At 54.0% G+C, this 21,294-nt stretch carries 18 protein-coding genes and 1 tRNA gene; 13 read left to right on the top strand and 6 right to left on the bottom strand.

Annotated features, from left to right (window positions below; all coding sequences use genetic code 11):
* Positions 1–26 precede the first annotated feature (26 nt).
* Both AC1MDE_RS07320 and fusA read left to right on the top strand, forming a co-directional pair.
* Positions 27–1,337, top strand: coding sequence for an MFS transporter (locus AC1MDE_RS07320; RefSeq protein ID WP_480344435.1), 1,311 nt, complete (start codon positions 27–29; stop codon positions 1,335–1,337).
* A 154-nt stretch (positions 1,338–1,491) separates the two neighbouring features.
* A complete protein-coding gene (gene fusA / locus AC1MDE_RS07315) occupies positions 1,492–3,591 on the top strand; it encodes an elongation factor G (RefSeq protein ID WP_058962273.1) in 2,100 nt (699 codons plus the stop codon).
* Positions 3,592–3,700: 109 nt separating this feature from the next.
* Here the strand turns inward: fusA and AC1MDE_RS07310 are convergent, their stop codons facing one another.
* Positions 3,701–4,486 (bottom strand): phosphate/phosphite/phosphonate ABC transporter substrate-binding protein, encoded by a 786-nt coding sequence (locus tag AC1MDE_RS07310; RefSeq protein WP_479398921.1) that lies wholly within the window; start codon positions 4,484–4,486, stop codon positions 3,701–3,703.
* The gene (locus tag AC1MDE_RS07305) at positions 4,383–5,432 is read right to left on the bottom strand and encodes a fatty acid desaturase (RefSeq protein ID WP_479400732.1); all 1,050 of its coding nucleotides are present in this window, start codon (positions 5,430–5,432) and stop codon (positions 4,383–4,385) included. Before AC1MDE_RS07305 ends, AC1MDE_RS07310 begins: the two co-directional genes overlap by 104 nt.
* Before the next feature lie 217 nt (positions 5,433–5,649).
* Here AC1MDE_RS07305 and AC1MDE_RS07300 point away from each other — a divergent pair, with 217 nt between their 5' ends.
* Positions 5,650–6,672, top strand: a complete 1,023-nt coding sequence (locus tag AC1MDE_RS07300) for an LLM class flavin-dependent oxidoreductase (RefSeq protein ID WP_479398917.1) — start codon at positions 5,650–5,652, stop codon at positions 6,670–6,672.
* 38 nt (positions 6,673–6,710) lie between these two features.
* Here the strand turns inward: AC1MDE_RS07300 and AC1MDE_RS07295 are convergent, their stop codons facing one another.
* The 3 genes from AC1MDE_RS07295 to AC1MDE_RS07285 form a co-directional block, all read right to left on the bottom strand.
* Positions 6,711–7,538, bottom strand: coding sequence for a glycosyltransferase family 8 protein (locus AC1MDE_RS07295; RefSeq protein WP_058962325.1), 828 nt, complete (start codon positions 7,536–7,538; stop codon positions 6,711–6,713).
* 20 nt (positions 7,539–7,558) lie between these two features.
* Positions 7,559–8,941, bottom strand: coding sequence for a D-arabinono-1,4-lactone oxidase (locus AC1MDE_RS07290; RefSeq protein WP_479398915.1), 1,383 nt, complete (start codon positions 8,939–8,941; stop codon positions 7,559–7,561).
* Positions 8,942–9,015: 74 nt separating this feature from the next.
* The gene (locus AC1MDE_RS07285; RefSeq protein ID WP_058962323.1) at positions 9,016–9,657 is read right to left on the bottom strand and encodes a TetR/AcrR family transcriptional regulator; all 642 of its coding nucleotides are present in this window, start codon (positions 9,655–9,657) and stop codon (positions 9,016–9,018) included.
* A 212-nt stretch (positions 9,658–9,869) separates the two neighbouring features.
* Here AC1MDE_RS07285 and AC1MDE_RS07280 point away from each other — a divergent pair, with 212 nt between their 5' ends.
* The 8 genes from AC1MDE_RS07280 to AC1MDE_RS07245 all read left to right on the top strand — a co-directional run bounded on the left by AC1MDE_RS07280 (position 9,870) and on the right by AC1MDE_RS07245 (position 18,067).
* Positions 9,870–10,697, top strand: coding sequence for a MetQ/NlpA family ABC transporter substrate-binding protein (locus AC1MDE_RS07280; RefSeq protein WP_058962322.1), 828 nt, complete (start codon positions 9,870–9,872; stop codon positions 10,695–10,697).
* A gap of 9 nt (positions 10,698–10,706) precedes the next feature.
* Positions 10,707–11,834, top strand: a complete 1,128-nt coding sequence (locus AC1MDE_RS07275) for a methionine ABC transporter ATP-binding protein (protein WP_479402536.1) — start codon at positions 10,707–10,709, stop codon at positions 11,832–11,834.
* The gene (locus tag AC1MDE_RS07270) at positions 11,815–12,471 is read left to right on the top strand and encodes a methionine ABC transporter permease (RefSeq protein ID WP_058962320.1); all 657 of its coding nucleotides are present in this window, start codon (positions 11,815–11,817) and stop codon (positions 12,469–12,471) included. The genes AC1MDE_RS07275 and AC1MDE_RS07270 overlap by 20 nt, the downstream gene beginning before the upstream one ends.
* A gap of 288 nt (positions 12,472–12,759) precedes the next feature.
* Positions 12,760–13,959, top strand: a complete 1,200-nt coding sequence (locus AC1MDE_RS07265; protein WP_479400734.1) for a M20 family metallopeptidase — start codon at positions 12,760–12,762, stop codon at positions 13,957–13,959.
* Between the two features lie 11 nt (positions 13,960–13,970).
* Positions 13,971–15,275, top strand: a complete 1,305-nt coding sequence (locus AC1MDE_RS07260; RefSeq protein WP_480344456.1) for an NtaA/DmoA family FMN-dependent monooxygenase — start codon at positions 13,971–13,973, stop codon at positions 15,273–15,275.
* A gap of 171 nt (positions 15,276–15,446) precedes the next feature.
* Entirely contained in the window at positions 15,447–15,800 is a 354-nt protein-coding gene (locus tag AC1MDE_RS07255; protein WP_479402537.1) for a type II toxin-antitoxin system RelE/ParE family toxin, read from the top strand.
* Between the two features lie 4 nt (positions 15,801–15,804).
* Positions 15,805–16,107, top strand: a complete 303-nt coding sequence (locus tag AC1MDE_RS07250; protein WP_058962317.1) for a helix-turn-helix domain-containing protein — start codon at positions 15,805–15,807, stop codon at positions 16,105–16,107.
* A gap of 628 nt (positions 16,108–16,735) precedes the next feature.
* On the top strand, positions 16,736–18,067 hold the full coding sequence (locus AC1MDE_RS07245; protein ID WP_058962316.1) for an MFS transporter: 1,332 nt from the start codon (positions 16,736–16,738) through the stop codon (positions 18,065–18,067).
* A gap of 198 nt (positions 18,068–18,265) precedes the next feature.
* Here AC1MDE_RS07245 and AC1MDE_RS07240 read toward each other — a convergent pair.
* Positions 18,266–18,341 (bottom strand) — tRNA-Asn (locus AC1MDE_RS07240).
* Between the two features lie 507 nt (positions 18,342–18,848).
* Here AC1MDE_RS07240 and AC1MDE_RS07235 point away from each other — a divergent pair.
* Both AC1MDE_RS07235 and AC1MDE_RS07230 read left to right on the top strand, forming a co-directional pair.
* Entirely contained in the window at positions 18,849–19,772 is a 924-nt protein-coding gene (locus tag AC1MDE_RS07235) for a sugar ABC transporter substrate-binding protein (protein WP_058962315.1), read from the top strand.
* A gap of 32 nt (positions 19,773–19,804) precedes the next feature.
* The gene (locus tag AC1MDE_RS07230) at positions 19,805–21,289 is read left to right on the top strand and encodes a sugar ABC transporter ATP-binding protein (protein ID WP_058962314.1); all 1,485 of its coding nucleotides are present in this window, start codon (positions 19,805–19,807) and stop codon (positions 21,287–21,289) included.
* Positions 21,290–21,294 lie beyond the last annotated feature (5 nt).

Raw genomic sequence — 21,294 nt, 5'->3', positions numbered from 1 at the left:
CCTCAATCCTGCGTCGGGAGTTCAGCATGCACTCACATGAATTGACCGCCAGTGCGGCGGTCAGTCGCACCGCTTCGCGCGGAGAAATGCGCAAAATCGTCACCGCCAGTGTGATGGGTACCATAATCGAGTATTACGACTTCACGCTTTACACCACCGCCACCGCGCTGGTGTTCAATAAAATCTTTTTCCCCGGTGAATCTCCGTTGGTGGGGAGTCTGGCGGCCTTCGCCACCTACTTTGTCGGCTACTGTGCACGTCCGCTGGGCGGGGTGCTGTTTGGTCACTTCGGCGATCGCATAGGCCGCAAGTTCGCCTTGATGATGACGCTGATCATCATGGGTCTTGGTACCTTCCTGATCGGTCTGATTCCGCCTTACGCCCAGATTGGCGTCTGGGCACCCATCGCTTTGGTGGTGCTGCGCTGTCTGCAGGGTATTGGCATTGGCGGCGAATATGGCGGCGGGATGACCATGGTGGTGGAACATGCACCGCCGGAACGGCGTGGGTTTTACAGTTCACTGGTGCATATCGGCGTGCCAGCCGGGTTCCTGCTGCCGATTATTTTTATCACCCTTCTTAATGTGGCATTGGACGAAGCCGATTTCCTCAGCTGGGGCTGGCGCGTGCCGTTCCTGCTCAGTGTTGTGCTGCTGGGAGTGGGGATGTTTATTCGTAGCCAGATTGAGGAAACGCCGGCCTTCAAACGGATGAAACGTGATGGCAGCCAGGCGAAAGTGCCGGTGCTGGAGGCCTTACGCTATCACACGCGGGATGTGCTGCTGGGTATCGGGGCCAAAATTGCCGAAAGCGGACTTTTCAACATCTACGCGGTGTTTGCCATTAGCTACTGTGTCAACGTGCTGGGGATGAAAAGCCAGGTCGTTTTGTATGGCATTCTGCTGGCTTGCTTGCTGGAGTGTTTCACTTTACCGCTGTTTGGTCGCATGGCCGATCGTTATGGCAAAAAGCGCGTCTATATTGGCGGGATGATCGCTCAGGCGTTGCTGGCGTGGCCCTTTATGCTGATGCTGGCAAGCGGGCAACTCCCCTTGATTTATCTGGCTATCGCACTGGGGCTGGCGATTGGGCACGGCAGCACCTTTGGTGCACAGGGTGCATTCTTCTCTTCGCTGTTCCCGGCACGGGTGCGCTACAGCGGCTTATCCCTGGTGCAACAGATCGGCCCGATTCTTGGTGGCGGGTTATCACCGATGATCGCCACCGCGCTGCTGGTCAGCGGGGAAGGTTATGGTTGGGTGATTGGCTATATGGTGTTTATGGCGCTGCTCTCTGCCCTCAGTGCGTGGCGGCTGCGAGACGCAAAGATGGAATAACCGGCAGGCTGTTGCATTCAATCAATCCACTTTTGCCTATGATTAAAAAAGCTCAAACTGTTCGTATTTATTCGTACAATGGGTCTATGCTGTTGCGCAGCGGCGGGCAATGGTGCTCGCCCACTTTTCCAGTCGAACAGACTAAGGACGCATCATGCCCCGACCCCTACCTATCGAACGTTATCGCAATATCGGCATCTCCGCGCACATCGATGCCGGTAAAACCACCACCACTGAGCGCATCCTGTTTTACACCGGAATGAGCCACAAGTTAGGTGAAGTGCACGATGGCGCGGCAACCACAGACTGGATGGCGCAGGAGCAGGAGCGCGGCATTACCATTACCTCGGCGGCAGTGAGTTGCTTCTGGCCGGGCATGGATGGCAGCTTCACGCCACACCGCATCAATATCATTGATACCCCCGGACACGTCGATTTCACCATCGAAGTGGAGCGATCCATGCGCGTGCTGGACGGTGCCGTGATGGTGTATGACGCCGTCGGTGGCGTACAGCCGCAGTCGGAAACTGTGTGGCGTCAGGCCAACAAATACCACGTACCGCGCATTGCTTTCGTCAACAAGATGGACCGCCAGGGCGCGGACTTCTTCCGCGTGGTGCAGATGATGAAAGATCGTCTGCATGCCAATCCGGTACCGATCGTGATTCCGATTGGTGCGGAAGAGCATTTTGCAGGCGTAGTGGATCTCAACAAGATGCGCGCCATCTACTGGGATGAGGCCAGCCAGGGCATGACGTTCAGCTATGCGCCGATCCCCGAGGAGCTGCAGGCGCAGGCCGCCGAATGGCGCGAAAATATGGTGGCTGCTGCGGCGGAAGCCAGTGAAGCGCTGATGGATCGCTATCTGGAGCAGGGCGACCTGAGCGAAGAAGAAGTGATCGCCGGATTGCGCCAACGTACCCTGATTGGCGAGATCCAGCCGATGCTGTGTGGTAGCGCGTTCAAAAACAAAGGTGTGCAGCGCATGCTTGATGCGGTGATTGAGCTGATGCCGTCGCCGCTGGACGTGCCGCCGGTTTCCGGTGTGAACGAAAAAGGCGAGCACGATGAGCGCCATGCTGATGACGATGAACCGTTCTCGGCGCTGGCCTTCAAACTGATGAGCGATCCCTATGTGGGCCAACTCACCTTCGTGCGTGTCTACTCCGGTGTATTGCGCAAAGGCGACAGCGTGTGGAATGCGGTGAAAGGGCGCAAGGAGCGTATCGGGCGCATCGTGCAGATGCAGGCTAACGATCGTATCGAAATCGAAGAGATTCGTGCGGGTGACATTGCCGCCTGTGTGGGCTTAAAAGAGGTCACTACCGGTGAAACGCTGTGCGATCCCAATGCAGTGATCACGCTGGAACGCATGGAGTTTCCGGACCCGGTGATCTCGCTGTCGATTGAGCCGAAAACCAAGGCAGATCAGGAGAAAATGGGGCTGGCGCTGCAGCGTCTGGCGGCGGAAGATCCGTCATTCCGCCTGCACACCGATGAGGAGTCAGGCCAGACGATTATTTCCGGCATGGGCGAGTTGCATCTGGAGATCATCGTTGATCGCATGAAGCGTGAATTCGGTGTCGAAGCCAACATTGGTCGGCCACAGGTCACCTATCGCGAAACCATTCGTAAGACGGTGCGCGATGTGGAAGGCAAGTTTGTGCGCCAGTCGGGTGGTAAAGGTCAGTATGGTCATGTGGTGCTGACGCTGGAACCGCAGGCTGCAGGCACCGGTTTTGCCTTTGAAGATGCCACCAAAGGCGGCGTGGTGCCGCGCGAGTTTATTCCTTCTGTGGAGAAGGGGATTCGTGAGGCTCTGAACAGTGGTGTACTGGCGGGTTATCCGGTGGTAGACCTTAAGGCCACGCTGACTTTTGGTTCGTATCATGACGTCGACTCCTCGGAAATGGCGTTCCGCATGGCGGCGATTTTCGGTTTCAAAGCCGCAGCAAAACAGGCTGACCCGGTGATTCTTGAGCCGGTGATGCAGGTGGAAGTGGAGACGCCAGAGGATTACGCCGGTGGGGTGATGGGCGATCTCTCTTCGCGTCGCGGTACGCTGCAAGGTATGGATGAGCGCTTTGGTGCGCGCATCATCCGAGCCGAAGTGCCGCTGTCAGAGATGTTTGGCTACGCCACCACGCTGCGATCCATGTCGCAGGGCCGTGCGACTTACAGCATGGAATTTGCGCATTACGCTGAAGCGCCACGCAATGTGGCCGAGGGAATTATTGCGTCACGCGCAGAGTGATTTTTTGGGCGGCAAGGATGCCGCCTTTAAGCTGCGTGATATATTGCGTATAGCTGCAGCGCGATTAAAGATGGTCGTTGCGCGATAAATTACATCGCGGCTGTTCAAATCACAGCAACTTCACACCGTATTCCGCTGCTTGATCTTCCCACGCTTGCACCTCATCGTAGAATGCGCGTTCTGGCACCGCAAAACCGCTGATCAGGCTCGCCGCCAGCAGATGCTGATACTTCTTATCAGTAGTGAGTTCGGTCAGTGCGCTGCGCAGATGCTCAAGCGTTTGAGCATCGGTTTTTGCTGAGGTGATTAACGGCAATGCGGCACACAGCGGGGTTTCGCCAATGATCTCTAGCCCGGCCAGTGCTTCAGGGTGATGAGCACGCAACAGCGCCCAGGTGATGCAATCGATCGCCGCGATATCCGCTTGTTGTTCACGCAACGCGGCTAACGATTGACGATGGCTGCCACTCTGCAGCGCTTCACTGAAGAAATGCCCGTCGTGTGCCAGAGGGGCGATCACATAACGCAGCGAATTGTAGCCCGAGTGCGAGTCATCACTGTTGCATACGGCGCGGCGACCACGAAAATCGCTCAGGATGAGATTTTCATCCTCTTTGCGCGCCACCAGCCAGCTGCGATAGCGCAGTCCCTCACAGCCTTGCGCGCTGGATTGAAACGCGCCGACCAGTTGCACATCAGGCAATAAAGCAACCAGCGGATAGCCACAGGTCTGGCTTAACAGCAAATCAGCGTCGCGCCAGTGGGGTAAGAGTTCGTTGTGCCATTCAACCTCAGCCTGCACGCCGCGTTGTTTCAGCAGCGTCGTTAGCGCTGCGGTCAGGCCAAGCGTCGTCGGATGATGGATATCGTACATCGGCAGTGAAATGATCGGCATGCTGTGCATCCTTGTGCGTTCCCGGATGGGCGTTAACGTTGACCGGTTTGCGCCAGAAACGCAGCAACCACTCGCCATAACCAGCGACGCGGAAACCGTGATTGCGCTGATGGTAGCCGTCGCGATACAGCAGATAGACTTTGCGCAAGCCGTACCAGGGCAAACCGGGCAGATCGTGATGTACAGAATGATAGTTGAGATTCAGAAATAGCAAACGCCACGGCCAGGCGGCTTCATTATTCACGGAGCGTGCCAGTGGAGCTTCTTCAGCGCGATGTTCGTAGAAAGAACGTATTTTGGTCAGCGCCAATGCCGGATAACTCACGGCAACCACGAACCACAGCGGCGATAATCCATGCTGCTGTATCCAGTAAAAAAGCCCGCCTAGCAGCGTAAAATGAACCATCCACATAGTAATAGCCGCACGATCCCGTGCCAACACCATCACTTTCAGCGTGGCCGCAATATCCAGCAGCGGACCTAACAGCAAACGGCCGGGAAAAGTATTACGCAGGTGAATCAACCGCTGCTGCCACGGCTTGAGTTGTGCCCAGCGTTCCGGTGACAGGTAGTATGTCTCCGGATCTTCATCCGGTTCGGTCAGGGTGTGATTGCGGTGATGCGCCAGATGTGAATCGCGATACAGCCCATACGGATACCACACCGCCAACGGCAGGGTACCAAACAGCTGATTGAGCCCTGGAAAACGCGTGGGATGGCCATGGATCAGCTCATGCTGCAGCGACATATACCAGGTGGTGAAAACAATCAGCAGCAGAGTGGTTAAAAACAGACCCAGCGTTTGCCAATAGATGACGCAGCCAAACCAGCCGCCATACACCCCGACCATCAGCGCCCAGGTGGGCAGTTCACTGCGCCACAGCCAATTGCGGCCCAGCTGATGCACCACTTCACGCTGCTGTGCATTGATATAGTCGTTTGCCATGCGGATGCCATAAACCTGTGAATCGGATGAATTCCCCGCAAGATGATTGATCACCGTGATAAACACAAAGACCGTGTTTTTATGACTTATGCAAAAAAGTTGATGAAGCGCGCGAAAACTATTGGCTATCAGTCACCTCTCGCCTGGCGTAACCTTTCTCCATCGAAACCTAATGCATCATGTGCGGGCCAGTGCGGTCCCTCTGGAGAATTTCACCATGAAAAAGATTGGCTTCTTATCCTTTGGTCACTGGACCCCGTCATCGCAGTCAGCCACCCGTTCCGCTCAGGACGTGTTACTGCAATCCATCGATTTAGCCGTGGCTGCAGAAGAGCTGGGCGCGGATGGCGCTTACTATCGCGTGCACCACTTTGCGCGTCAGTTAAGTTCACCGTTCCCGCTGCTGGCGGCGGTCGGTGCCAAAACCAATCGCATTGAGATTGGTACTGGCGTGATCGATATGCGTTATGAAAACCCGCTGTATATGGCGGAAGATGCCGGTGCGGCAGACCTGATTTCTAACGGCCGTCTGCAACTCGGTCTGAGTCGCGGATCCCCGGAGCAGGTGATTGAAGGCTATCGTTACTTTGGGTTTAACCCGAAAGAGGGTGAAACCGATGCCGATATGGGACGTCGTCACACCGAAGAGTTGCTGGAAGTGCTGCGCGGTGAGGGTTTTGCTAAACCGAATCCACAGCCGATGTTCCCGAATCCACCGGGCTTACTACGTCTGGAGCCGTTCTCAGAAGGACTGCGTGAGCGTATTTGGTGGGGTTCCGGTTCAAATGCAACGTCCATCTGGGCAGCTCAGCAGGGGATGAATCTGCAAAGCTCCACCCTGAAGGATGATGAGACTGGCGAGCCGTTCCACATCCAGCAGGCCAAACAGATTCGCGCTTACCGTGAAGCCTGGAAAGCCGCCGGACATCAGCGCACGCCGCGTGTGTCAGTGAGCCGCAGTATCTTTGCGCTGACCAATGACATCGACCGTGCTTACTTTGGTCGCAGTGGTCAGGATCAGGACTCCGTGGGCTTCCTCGATGAGAAAACCCGCGCCATTTTTGGTCGTAGCTATGCGGCAGAGCCAGATCAGCTGATCAAACAGCTGGCACAGGACGAAGGGATTGCCGAAGCCGATACGCTGCTGCTTACCATCCCGAATCAGCTGGGCGTGGATTACTGTGCGCACGTGATGGAAAGCATCCTGACCCATGTGGCACCGGAACTGGGCTGGCGTTAAAACTAAAGAGGCGCACTTTGCGAAGTGCGCCTCTTTTCTTAATTAACCCCTAACTTCCACCACAGCTTATCCAATGCGTAGTAGCGGTCGCGTTCGCTTTCGGGTTGGTTGAGGTCGCGTTTCCATGGCTTAGCCAGAATAAAGTGCAGGTTCTTCACTTCATCCTCTTGCCACATGGCGCTGTGCTGGAACGGAAGTGTTTTCAGTGCGTTGTAAATATACGGCAGCGGCAGCCAGCGATTCTCAAACACTTCATTAAGTAAATCCTGTTCAGAGAACGGATAGCGGCGTAGATCAGTGATAGCAGCGACTTTTTGCTGTAGCCAGCTAAACACCTCTTGATCCGGTTCGAGCACTAAAAAGCCACCATTCAGATAGCGGTCCAGGCTGGCAGGAGCCGCTTCACCGCGATCCTGCCAGGTGTAATGGCAATTTTCCGGCTGCCAGCTGGCGGGATAACTGGCGATTTTATTCGGATTACAGCGACAGGCGTGGCACGCGGCCAGCGCATGATCGCCGAGGTCCAGCGTAAACAGCTCATCCATATTGCGCAGCACCAGCATGTCGGCATCAAGAAATACCACGCGCTCACAGCCGGTCAGTTCCCATGCCCGCAGCTTGCTCCACACTTCACCAAATTGCGCAGAGGCATAATGCTGCTCCAGTTCCGCATTCGGCATCAGAGGATCGACTGGATGAATCACACAGCCCAATGCCTGCAAATCTTCACGCGTTTCGATGTCGATCGCATCGGTCACCATCACAATCAATGGCCATGCGGTTTCGCTGCGTTTTAGTGAACGGTGCAGCGCTTTCACGCCGATAAAATAGTCCGGTTGTGTCAGTAGTGTTACCCAGGCGTACATAAATCTTCCCCCGTCAAAATTCAATCAAACAAAGCCGTGGCATAGTCATTGCTAAAACGACGCTGCGGATCGAGTTGTTCCCGTACCGCGCGGAACGCATCCCACTGCGGATAGATATCCCGCCAGCTGTAGCGCTGCGGATCGTAGTATTTTCCCCAGTGCGGTCGTCCGCCTTCTGCTGCCAGTAATTTCTCCACCTCGGTGAGGAAATGCAGACCGTCCTGTGACAGCGAACCGTCATCGGCGTAATAGACCACGAAGCCAAAGAAACAGGTCGGCTGCTGATAAGCTGGACTAAGCCAGGCTTCTGACGCGCCCGTGCAGCGCAAAATGATGGGGTAGTGCATGTGCGGGTGATTCTCCGCATACCAGGCTTTGATTTTGCCGATAATTTCCGGTGTTTTATCCAGCGGCACGCCAATTTCCACGTTGATTTGCGGCACGGCAATACCGCGACAAAACAGCTGGTAGATGTCGCCGCTGAGGTCGGTGAAATCGCGGAAGCGCGTGACCGTACGGAACTGTTTACCGCCTTTGCCTTCAATCTGCGTATCACGATGCATCTGCGCCAGCGTCTGATCGATGGTGTCATTCAGACTGCTGTCAGTGTCATCGCCATGCTCGATCACCTCTCCACCATTGGCGTGCCACGCCTGAACATCTGCTTCACTGGCGGGGTTGGCATTCCACACGTGCATCAGGTTGTCATCCACAAACCACCAGGCTTTGCTCAGTTCATACTGTTGATTCCAGCGCGGCAGATCCTGCTCCAGCGTATCGGCGGATTCGGCAAATTTGTGGCAGGTGAACAGGCGAAACGGCTCGGTGCGCATCGTCACGGCGGTCACAATCCCCAGCGAACCTAATGAGGTTTGCGCCGCAGGGAAATCACTATCGCCACGTTGAAACTCCCGCACGCTGCCGTCGGCCATAACCATGCGGATGCTTATCACTTCATCCGCCAGTGAACTCTGATCCAATCCCTGGCCATGGGTGCCCGTCGCTATCGCGCCCGCCAGCGTCTGAACGGATATCACGCCTGGCGAACAGCCTAACATGCGATTGCGCGCGGTGAGTGCGTCGAACACCTGCTGCAGCAGCGTGCCTGCCGCGAAAGTGATGCTGTCGTCATCCTCTCCCAATACGCCTTGCATGGCGCTGAGATCGAGTAACAGATCGTCGGCATTCACACACAGCATGCGGCCGGGTGATAAACGGCTGCCGATGACGCGCACTTTGCCTGTTGACGAACTCAGCAGCTGTTGCAGTTCGGCTTCGTTTTGCGGCTGATGGACTTGCTCACGCTGGCCCACCACGGTGTTTTGCGCCCAGTTCCACAGGACACTGTCGTGCTCGGTATTTTGCGGGTTGCGAAGGGGGTAAAGGAGGGAATCTCTGTTCACTACGGCGTTCCTTATACTGAGGTCTGTGACGGTCCCAAAGCTTTAAGCGTAGACCATCACAGCACTGCCCATGTTTAAGGTGCCTTGCAGATGTAGCGCAGCGTTGCGGTCACGGCCAGTTGGCGGTTACGACGGATGCTGTCCTCTTCCGTATCCTCAGGGGTGAACAGGAAGTGGAAGGTGTAGCGGTTGGCGACGTGGTGCACACAGATACTGCTCAATAAGCGGTGCACGTCCACGGTGTTCAGGCCATCAATAAAGATGCCTTGCTGCTGACCGCGCGTCAGAATGTCATCCAGCAGATCCAGCGTACTTTTGTTCAACGCTTTGATGCGCTCGGACTGCACAATATAGCGACCGCGCAACAGGTTTTCCGTACACACCAAACGCATGAAATCCTGATGGGTGGCGTGATAGTCGAAGCTGGCTTCGACCAGTTTAATCATCGCCTGCTCGGGTTCCATCTGTGCAAGGTTCAATCCGGTTTCGTGTTCACGAATCGCCTGATAGACCTGCTCCAGCACCTCGATATACAGCTTCTCTTTGTTGACGAAGTGATACACCACCATGCGCTTAGTGGTCTGCGCGTGTTCAGCAATCTGCTCAAGGCGTGCGCCCTGCATACCGAACTCGGCGAAGGTTTTCAGGGCACCGGCAAGGATGCGTTTTTTCAGCCCTTCCGGGTCATTTTTACGTTTCGTTGTAGTGTCCGACATAGCGCTCAATAACAGGTCAATCAAAACGGCATGGTACCACAGCCGTCCGTTCACTTGTGGCGATGCGAGCGGCTGCGTGTCTTTATTCTTTTCAGGAATAGCATTCCCGGATAAATCATAATGCAGGAATAAGCATCTGCGTATACTGCGGCTATCTGTTCATCACGACAGTGTACTTTGGCCGCTGCAATTATAACGATTAGGAAATAACTATGCACACACGTCTGGCATCCGCCAAAACGACATTCTTGTTAACCGCCGGCGCTTTGCTGCTGGCGAGCACCGTATTAGCACCGCTGTCACTGGCGCACGCCGCCGATAAAACCTCAGTCAAAGTCGGCATCATGAGCGGAGAAGATGAAGACGTCTGGCGCGAAGTGATCAAGCAAGCCGCTGCCAAAGGACTGACGGTGAAAACCGTGATTTTTAACGACTACAACCAGCCGAATGAGGCACTGCAAAATGGTGAGGTGGATGCCAATGCCTTCCAGCACCAGCCTTTCCTCAATAACCAAATCAAAGTGAATCATTACGATATCGTTCGCGTGGGCGATACGGCAGTGTGGCCGATTGGTCTCTACTCGAAGAAAGTGAAGAAGGCGGCTGAGCTGAAAGACGGGGCGGTAATTGGTGTGCCGAACGATCCTTCCAACGAAGCGCGTGGCTTAGTGCTGCTGGAAAAGCAAGGTCTGATCAAGCTGAAGCCTGGCGTCGGCATTGCCGCCACCACGGCAGATATCACCGCCAACCCTCATCACCTGCAAATTAAGGAGCTCGACTCCGGCATAATTGGCCGTTCAGTGCCGGATCTGGATGCGGCGGTGGTGAACACCGACTGGGCATTGAAAAGCGGTCTGACTGCCGCCGATCGTATCGCGCAGGAGCCGGTGAAGGACAACCCTTACAACAACTTTATCGCCGTGAAGAAAGAGAACGTGAGCGCGCCATGGGTGAAAACCCTGGTGTCCTCGTATCAGAACGACGCTGTGAAGACCGTGTTTGATAAGGTCTATAAAGGCACCGGCGAAACGGCCTGGTAAGGATTAAGCATGACGATTTTCTCGGGTGTCGAAGCACCGTTTAGCGCGTTAACGCGTGGCGTGGTAGAGAATGCGCAAGACCGTGAACGTCTTGCTCGCGAAAGCGGCAGCGTAGTGCACTTGCAGGGCGTTTCACGTCGCTTTGGGCAAACTCAGGCGCTGCGCGATATTTCACTGACGGTGCAGAAAGGTGAAATTCTCGGCCTGATTGGCCGCAGTGGTGCGGGCAAATCGACGTTGATTCGCTGTCTGAACGGACTGGAGCAACCTGACGAAGGCGTCATTGAAATCGAAGGCCGGAAAATTACCGGCCTGTCGGAAAAACAGCTGCAATCTGTGCGTAGTCGCGTCGGTATGGTGTTCCAGCACTTCAACCTGCTGTCGGCGAAAACCGTGGCGCAGAATGTCGCGTTGCCGCTGAAAATTGCCGGTCTGGATAAGGTGCAACGTGCCCAACGCGTGGCGGAATTACTGGAATTGGTGGGGCTGGCGGATAAGGCACAGCACTATCCGGCGGCGCTCTCAGGCGGTCAGAAACAGCGTGTTGGCATTGCTCGTGCACTGGCGGCAAGCCCGGCACTGCTGCTGTGTGATGAAGCCACTTCAGCACTGGATCCTGAAACCACCCGTTCTATTCTCGCGCTGCTTAAATCACTCAACCAAAAACTGGGTATTACTATTCTGCTGATCACCCATGAAATGGAAGTCATCAAGTCGGTGGCGCACCGCGTGGCGGTAATTGACGCGGGTGAGATCATTGAGCAAGGCCTGGTGTGGCAGGTGTTTGCGCATCCTCAATCTGAGCTGACGCGCACCTTATTGCGTGGATTGCTGCCGCAGCTGCCTGAAGCGCTGGCCGCACGGGTTACCGAGAGGAGACAGGGTGAGGCCATCTATAGCGTGCACTTTGCCGGCGAGGATGCGCAGGGCGATTTGCTGACCCGATTTGCGGCGGCGTTGCCGGACAAGTTCCGCTTATTACAGGGCGGCATCGATCATATTCAGCACTACGCCGTGGTGCGTTTTTTTATCGCGCTTCCGGTCGCCAACGTGGCCGATGAGCAACAGATTCTCAGCTGGCTGCGCGGGCAGCAGGCGCAAGTGGAGTTAGTCGGTTATGTCGCCAGTGATGATTGATTTATTGCTCAACGCGTTGGGCGAAACGGTGTTGATGACGCTGATTTCAGGATTGTTTTCACTGGTTGCCGGTTTACCGTTGGGGCTGATTCTGGTGATGACCAGCGCAGGCGGCATCGCAGAACACCGTGGCATTAACCGGGTGCTGGGGCTGGTGATCAACGGCTTCCGCTCGCTCCCTTTCATCATTTTGCTGGTGGCGCTGATTCCGTTTACCCGCTTTCTGGTCGGTACGTCACTGGGGACGTGGGCGGCGATAGTTCCGCTGTCGATCACCGCAACGCCGTATTTCGCTCGCGTGGCAGAAGTGTCATTACGCGATGTGGATCGCGGCCTGATTGATGCGGTACGCGCGATGGGTGCCAGTAAGCTCCGTATCGTCTGGGATGTTTTAATCCCAGAAGCGCTGCCCGGCATTCTCTCGGGGTTTGTGGTGACGCTGGTGGCATTAATCGGCGCATCGGCGATGGCGGGAGCGATTGGTGCGGGCGGATTAGGCGACCTGGCGATCCGTTACGGTTATCAACGCTTTGAAACCTCAGTGATGATCGCGGTGATTGCGGTGTTGATTGTGCTGGTATGTGGCATTCAGTGGGTCGGCGATCGACTGGTGCAGCACATCGATAAGCGACACTAGACGTCGCGCGATAAATCGCGTCACTAGCGGTTTTACAAACATAGCGAACCGTAGTGAACGTCCAGCACGTCAAGCCTTTGCAGGGTGTAGCCTTCAGGTCGGCCCAATACGGGTGAGCCAGGACTCGCCCGCAGCAAAACAGCCGCAGCGGGGCAATTTATTGCGTATTTTTGCCGTAAATCAGTTGTGCCTTTTCCCGCAATCCTTATCACTATTTCTTGATAAACATCAGCAGCTAACGCGCTTAGAGTGATGGTAATGTCTTGCCAATATTCAGGAGAATTCGTTATGCCGCTGAATACCCTTCAGCTCACGCTGGAAAACTATCTCGAACAGCACAGCGCCTCATATATTGCGGTGGCGAAATCGATCTTTGCGAAACCGGAAACCGGCAACAACGAATACTTTGCCAGTGAGCAGCTGACGCAGTTGCTCACTGAGCAGAGATTTGAGGTCACGCGCAACGTCGCCGGACATGAAACCGCGTTTTACGCGGTCAAAGCCAGCAGTAAACCGGGCCCGACCATTGCCTTCCTGGCGGAATACGATGCGCTCATTGGCATCGGCCATGCCTGCGGACACAACCTGATCGGCACCACCAGCGTCGCGGCGGCCATCACGCTGTCTCAGGTGCTGGAACAAACCGGCGGCCGTGTCGTGGTGTTAGGAACGCCAGCGGAAGAGGGCGGATTAGCCGGTCCTGGCGGGCCAAAAGGCAACGTGAAGAAGCGTTTTGTCGAAGCCGGGCTGCTCGAAGATGTCGATGTGGCGCTGATGGTGCATCCCTCCGGTAAAACGCGCCTTACTGAATCGACGCTGGCGAACAATCATCTCTATTTCCATTTTTATGGCAAACCCTCACACGCTGCCAGCGCCCCGCATGAAGGCATCAATGCGCTGGATGCGTTGGTGCTGCTATACAACGGCATCAGCGTACTGCGCCAGCAGCTGCCGGACGGCGTGCGTGTGCACGGCATTATCACCAACGGCGGTCAGGCACCCAACGTGATCCCGGAATACGCTTCGGCGCACTACTACATTCGTGCCGATAGCCGCGAGTTGGTGGAATCCTTAGAGCCGAAATTAAGAGCGATTGCCGAGGGTGTGGCGCTGGCGACCGGTGCACGTGTGGAGATTGATCATCAAATCGGTCCGCGTGATTTCAAGCTTAACCCCGCGCTGGATGCGGTGCTGCTGGAGGAGTTTCGTGCAGCGGGCGAGCAGGTCGATCTCTCGCCGCAGCGCAATAAAGTCTCAACTGATGCCGGGGACATCAGCCATGCGGTGCCCACCGCGCACCCGTGGCTGAAAATTGGTTCGGATGATCTGATTTTTCACACTGTGCCCTTCCGTGAAGCCGCCAACTCTGAGCGCGGTTATCAGGCGTTGCTGATTGGCGCCCGCGTGCTGGCACGCACCGGGTTGCGTCTGCTGATTGATGCAGACGCACTTCAAGCCGTAAAAGCAGATTTCACGCGCCAACCTTAAAGGAGAATATGGTGTCGCAAACGTATCGTCGTAAACTCAAAACCTTAGTCGGTGCCAGCAGCGTGATTTCCGCGGGCAATGACAGCCAACCGGGCGTGGGTATCGCACGCGCCATTGAACTGGCGAAAATCGCTGAACGCGAGAAAATCACCGGCCTGTTCACTGCTGATTTACTGCAGGCCGATCCCGCTGGATTAGCGGGCACCACCGGCACGCAGGACCCGCTGATTGCCTTAGCGGCGTTAAGTCAGGTGACGTCGCAGATTGGCTTAATCGCTACGGTCAGCACCAGTTGGTTACATCCTTATAATCTGGCGCGCCAGGTCGCTACACTGGATCACATCAGCGGCGGCAGAGCTGGGTGGAATGCGGTGACTTCCTCCGTCGGTGAGGAGAATTTTGGTGAAAGCCAGTTGCCACCACCGCAGGAACGCTATGCACGCGCCACCGAATTTATTGAGATGATGAACGCGCTGTATGACGCCAACGAACGTGCAGCAGTGCAGCGCACGGCAAGCGGTGGCATTCGTATTGATCATCGCAAACTCCATCCTATCCACTATCGTGGTGATTTCTTCCAGGTTGTCGGACCGCTCAACGTACCGCCGCCGCCGCAGCGCCGTCCGGTGCAGTTTCAGGCCGGGCAATCTGAGGCGGGTGTCACGCTGGGTGCGCGCTATGCCGAAGTGATCTACACATCGCAGCCCACCTTTGAGGCGGCGCAGACATTTGTGGCAGATGTGCAGCAGCGGGCACGACGTTTTGGTCGCGAACAGAATCCGCCGCTGATCATGAACTCATTCCATTCCATCATTGGCGAGAGTGATGCGGATGTGGCTCGTCGCCTGCGTGACAAACACGAACGGATAGATTTCGAACAGGGCAGGCTGCGCGTTGCGGATATGCTGGGCGGTGAGGTGGATCTGTCTGACTTGCCGTTCGACCAGTCATTGCCCGCTTCGCTGATTCCGCAACTGGAGCAGGTGCATCGCCGCCAGGGCCGCGCCGCCATCTTCCGGCAGTATGCGCTGGAGGGGTTGACGCTACGTGAACTGATTATCAAAGCAGAAGAGACCGGCCACTGGTTTGTGGCAGGCACGCCAGAACAACTCGCCGATGCCATCGAACAGCGTTATCAGGCAGGCGTGCTGGACGTCATTTCCCTGCACGGCCTGGGTAGCCCGGACCAGCAAGACTTGTTGCTCAACGGACTGCTCCCTGAATTACGTCGCCGTAATTTGCTGGATAACGACTATCAGGGCAGCGATTTTCGCAGCAGCCTGGAGTTGGCACCTTTATCGCCTGCAGTGGATTAGCATCTTTGTTAATGAGGGCCATGCCCGCTCAGGATAACTGAGCGGGCATTTTTTTTTGGAATCCCTATCGACACGTCATTACAGATAAAGTGCGTGACTCGGCTTGCTTCGCCACACTGATTATCGCCTTTAACCTATATAGTAGTTGACCTATATTGATAGGAGCGTATCATGTGGCAGATAGTGACAACGGACACTTTTGATAATTGGCTTGTGGCGCAAGATGACACTGATAGAGCATGCGTTTTGTCCGCATTGATCGTATTGCAGCAAGCAGGACCAGCGTTATGCAGGCCTTACGCTGATACCCTCAAAGGCTCTCGTTTTAGCAATATGAAAGAGCTTCGTATTCAAAGCAAAGGTGATCCTATTCGGGCATTTTACGCATTCGATCCCCGGCGCAGCGGTGAAGTGCTTTGTGCGGGTCATAAGTGTGGCAATGAAAAGCGTTTTTATGCTGAGCTGATCCCGCTCGCAGATAAAGAATTTACCCATCATCTTCAACGCGAAGAGAGAAAGGAGTAACGACATGGGCAGAACACTCGAACAGATTCTTGCGGCCGAGAAGGCTGAAGTCGTCGCTAAAGCCAATTCCATGGCTGAAGAAGTATTACTGAATATTCACCTTGCTGAATTGCGTGAAAGAGTAAACAAAACACAGGTGGAGATAGCGCAGCAATTAAATATTAAACAACCCACCGTGGCTGGAATGGAAAAACCTGGCCGGGACTTAAAACTCTCGACGTTGAAGCGCTATGTTGAAGCCGCTGGCGGAAAACTGCGTCTCAACATCGAGCTCCCCGATGGCTCGCATTATGAGTTTGTTGTTTAATTCCCTTCTTTGACTTTTTATCCGCGAAAAAACAGTGCGATCTGGCGCACTGTTTCGCGTACTTGCACGCCGACTCACTCCTACCTGCTTGCTCCCCAACCCATGAAAACCCATCCCACCACGTAACTTTTTTGCATACATGAAAAATACAAAGGAAATACAATTAAGTAGTATGATTTTACCGTGGTTTGAAATTAATAAATTAATTTTCAATGAGTTATACGTATAACTTTTTCGAATTATTTTTTCAGATGAATTTTGGAGATGATCACAATCTCAAGTTTTGGGTGTCCTGGGCATGTTTACACCACCTGAAATTCAGCATAGTTTGAACATGGAGTTAACCTGTGATTAACAGACAAAAGCGAACAAATGCGTATTGGGTCAACACACCGCTAAACAATGATGAAGACAGACGATCTGCAAGTGGGTCATGCTTAATTTCATTATTTATGTTCAGGGATTAAACGCAGGGTTTTTCAATTTCGAGGTCAATTTCTTTTTTAAAGAAATACCTAAATCAGTCAATGATGTTTTTTCTGTTTCTTTAACGTTCCGCTAAATCATTTTTGATTAGGACAGATCGCTGCGCCTGCAGAGAAATGAATAATTCAGGAGAGACCCTGTTATGAGCAACACCAATATATCCATTGAAGATGTCCCGCTTAATAATTTTCACCAGTTAATGTCGCTGCGCGCGGGTGGCGGTTGGATCCTCGATGGCTACGTGCTGAGTATTATCGGCGTGGCGATCGTGCAGTTTTCCCAGCATCTGCAACTTGATACCTTCTGGCAGGGCATGGTGGCCGCTTCAGCGATGCTCGGCACCTTCTGCAGTGGTTTCCTTGGCGGGTGGTTGACCGATATTGTGGGTCGTCGTCGTCTGTTCTTTGTCGGGCCAATCCTGTTTATCCTGGGTTCGGTCGGCACTTTCTGGGCGGAATCGGCCCTCACGCTGTTTATCCTGCGTTTCCTGGTGGGGGTCGGAGTGGGGCTGGAGTATCCGGTTGCCGGGTCACTGCTCACTGAATTCCTGCCGCAAAAGCATCGTGGCAAACGTTTGGCCGGTTTGACCATTCTCTGGTTTGCCGGTGCAGCCCTCGCTTATATCGTGGGTAACCTTATTCTCTCGATTGGCGGTGATGCCGCATGGCGTCTGGTACTGGCCAGCCCGGCCGTGCTGGGGGTACTCCTTTTCGTTCTGCGCATCGGCACGCCGGAATCGCCACGCTGGTTAGTCAGCAAAGGTCGCTTCAATGAGGCTGAGCAGATCATCAAGAAAGTCTACGGTCCAGAATTCTCGCTGAAAAATATGCCCGCGGAGTCAGTGGATGCCAAAGTTACGTTGAAAGATCTGGTGCGCTCTGGCTACGGCAAGCGTATGTTGTTTGTCTCGGTGTTTTGGAGTGCGGCCGTTGTGCCGATGTTTGCGGTGTATTCGTTCGCACCCGTAGTATTGAAAGCCCTGAATCTGGACGGTGAATGGGCATCGCTAGGTTCGATCGCCATCACCTTGCTGTTTGTGGTGGGCTGTGTTGTGGCAACCCGTTTGATTGATAGCATGGGCCGCCGCCGTCTGATCATCCACAGCTTTTTATGGTCAAGCCTGGCGCTGTTGGCATTGGGGATGTTCTCCCACGGTTCAGAAATGCTGGTGCTGGTGATGTTTGGCGCTTACGCGGTATTTATCGGCGGAGCACAGGTGCTGGAGTTAGTGTATCCGAACGAGCTGTTCCCAACGGAAGTGCGTGCCTTCGCCGTCGGTATGGGTTCATCCATGTCACGTATCGGTTCTGCTGCGGGAACCTGGCTGGTGCCGATTTCCCTGCAAAATCTAGGCATCGAATACACCATGTATGCTGCCGCGATTGTTTCCTTTATTGGTCTGCTGGTATCGGTATGGCTCGCACCGGAGACGCGTAATATGACATTGAGTCAGGCGGCTTCGCTGGCGCGGTAATATAAAGAAGATAAAAACAGAAGTGTGAAGGCCGCTCAGTGAATTCTGAGCGGCCTTTTCGTATTGAGCGTTCTGCAATACAACAAGCCCTTAGGAAGACTGGCCGAATAATTAATGGTCAGGCTTCCTCGTTTCTCAACAATAAATCATAAAAACAAAAAGCCCGCTCAGGTTTCCCTGAGCGGGCTTCTCTAAATATGGCTCCTCTGACTGGACTCGAACCAGTGACATACGGATTAACAGTCCGCCGTTCTACCGACTGAACTACAGAGGAATCGTGTGAACGAGGCGCATATTAGCGATGCCGATCCCCAATGTCAAAGCCCGATCGCACACTTCTGGTTTAAGTGCGCGTAAAAGCAGCGGAATGCTGTTTTTCTGCCTTGAACGTTCAGATTTCAAACTGCCAGCAAGATCTCACTTTAAGCGCATTTCCTTTGAGATGTTAGATGCATGTCAAAGTTTTGTTATTTGCCGATTTTAAAACAATCATTTCAGTGCTTTTATGATGAAAATTTCAAATGCTGATCAGATGAAACAAATGAACTGCTTATCATCACGGGTGAAATCAGTTTTGGCGTCTGAAACAGCATTTCGAAAATAACCTTTTGATAAGTAGATAGTTGCAGGAAAGAGCAGTACCGAAACGATAGCGTTAGACCAGAAGCCTTACCTCTACAACCAGATAAATAACGCCAGTGCCGTTGAGTGAATGTAAAAAATATTTTTCATTCGTCGTATCAGCCCAACTGAGCATGTTAACGAATAAGAAGGGTTACCTATGAAATTCAAAAAAGCGTTAGTGACTTCCCTGTTAGCTTGCATGTTACCTGCCGCTGTTATGGCAAAAGACCTTCAGGTGGGCGTCTCTATGGCGCTGTTTGACGATAACTTCCTGACCATTCTGCGCACCGCGATGCAGAAAGAGATGACCAAAGATGGCGTTAAGGGTCAGGTCGAAGATGCGAAAGGCGACGTCTCCCAACAGCTGCAACAAATTCAGAACTTCATCGGTCAGGGCGTTGACGCCATTATCGTTAACCCAGTGGATACCAATGCCGTCAAACCTTTGATGGATGCGGCCTCTAAAGCGGGTGTGCCGCTGATCTTTGTTAACCGCAAACCGGCAGGTGAATTGACCGACAAAATGGCTTACGTCGGCTCTGACTCCGAATTAGCGGGCCGTCTGCAAATGGAAGCGCTGGCAAAAGCGATGAACGGTAAAGGCAACGTCGCGATTCTGATGGGCGACCTGGCTAACGAATCTACCCGTGACCGTACCAAAGGTGTTGAAGCGGTGGTGGCTAAATACCCGGGCCTCAAAGTGGTACAGAAACAGACCGCGAAATTCACCCGTAATGACGCAGTAGATGTGGTGAGTAACTGGATGACCGCAGGCGATGACATTCAGGCGATTGCTTCGAACAACGATGAAATGGCGATTGGTGCGCTGCAGGCGCTGGGCAAAAACCCGAACCACATCCTGATCGCGGGTGTGGATGGTACGCCGGATGCGTTGCAGATGCTGAAGAACGGCAAAATGGTCGCCACCGTGTTCCAGGATGCTAAAGGTCAGGGTGAAGGCGCGGTACAGGCTGCGGTGAAACTGGCGAAAGGCGAGAAGGTTGAGAAGGTGATTAACATCCCTTACCAGCTGATCACCAAAGACAACATGGCGCAGTTCGAATCACGTAATCAGAAATAATCGTTCCCGACTTAGCCGTACGGAGGTGATGTATGACCGCATTTGCGCTTGAAGCCGAAGGCATCAGCAAGTTCTTCCCCGGAGTGAAGGCACTCGACAATGTCTCACTACGCATTAAACCGGGGTCGGTACATGCCCTGATGGGTGAAAATGGCGCGGGCAAATCCACTTTAATGAAATGCCTTATCGGGATGTATCGTCCCGATAAGGGCACCATTCGCATTAAAGGGGAGCCGGTGCAGTTCCAGGACACCATGGACGCGCTGCGTTCGGGGATCTCGATGATCCACCAGGAACTGAATCTGGTGCCTTACATGACTGTGGCTGAGAACATCTGGCTCGGTCGCGAACCGATGAAGTACGGCTTTGTTGACCACGCGTTGCTGAACAAGCAAACGCAGGAATTACTCAACAAACTCAATATCCGTTTAAAAGCCGATCGTATGGTTGGCGAGCTGAGTATCGCTGCTCAGCAGATGGTGGAAATTGCCAAAGCGGTGTCGTGGAACTCCGACATTGTGATTATGGACGAACCGACCTCGGCACTGACGGAAACCGAAGTGGCGCATCTGTTCACCATCATCCGCGACCTGCGCGAGCAGGGTAAAGCCATCATCTATATCAGTCACAAGATGGATGAGATTTTCACCATCACCGATGAGATCAGCATTTTCCGCGACGGCACCTGGGTGGGCAGTAACAGCACTTCCGAGTTTACCCGTCAGTCGCTGATTACTCAGATGGTGGGGCGTGAACTGACGCAGTTGTTCCCGAAATTCAATGGTGAGATCGGTGAAGAAGTGTTGACGGTTCGCAATCTGACCTGCAAAGACCGTTTCACCGATATCAATTTCACGGTGCGCAAGGGCGAAATCCTCGGCGTTGCCGGTCTGGTGGGGGCGGGACGCAGTGAAGTGATGGAAAGTTTGTTCGGGATGGAAAGCTTCGACAGCGGTGAAGTGCTGATCGATGGCGTGCCGGTCAAAATCGATTCGCCTTCCACGGCGATTGAGAAGGGCATGGCGTTCCTGACCGAAGACCGTAAAAAGTCCGGCTTATTCCTGGTGTTGTCGGTGATGGAGAACATGAGCATCGTCAACATGCCGGATTATGTCAGTAAAGCCGGTTTCGTTAGCCACATGAAGATGGCACAGGACTGCATGGAGCAGATCCGCAAGCTCAATATTAAAACGCCGACCATGGATCAGATCATCAACAACCTCAGTGGCGGTAACCAGCAGAAGGTGCTGATTGCGCGCTGGCTGCTGGCTCAACCGAAGATTCTGATCCTCGATGAACCGACGCGCGGTATTGACGTCGGGGCAAAAGCCGAGATTTACCGCTTAATCAGCGAACTGGCAAACCGTGGCGTGGCCATCATTATGGTCTCGTCGGAGTTGCCGGAAATTCTGGGCATGAGCGACCGCGTGATGGTTATGCACGGCGGACGTATAACTGGCATCCTCGATAAAGAAGAGGCCAATCAGGAAACCATTTTGTCGTTGGCATCCGAGTGAGGCGC

The organism is Pantoea folii, from assembly GCF_056678875.1.
Note: the sequence above shows the minus strand (reverse complement) of the source record. Positions and strands in the feature narration are given on the sequence as shown.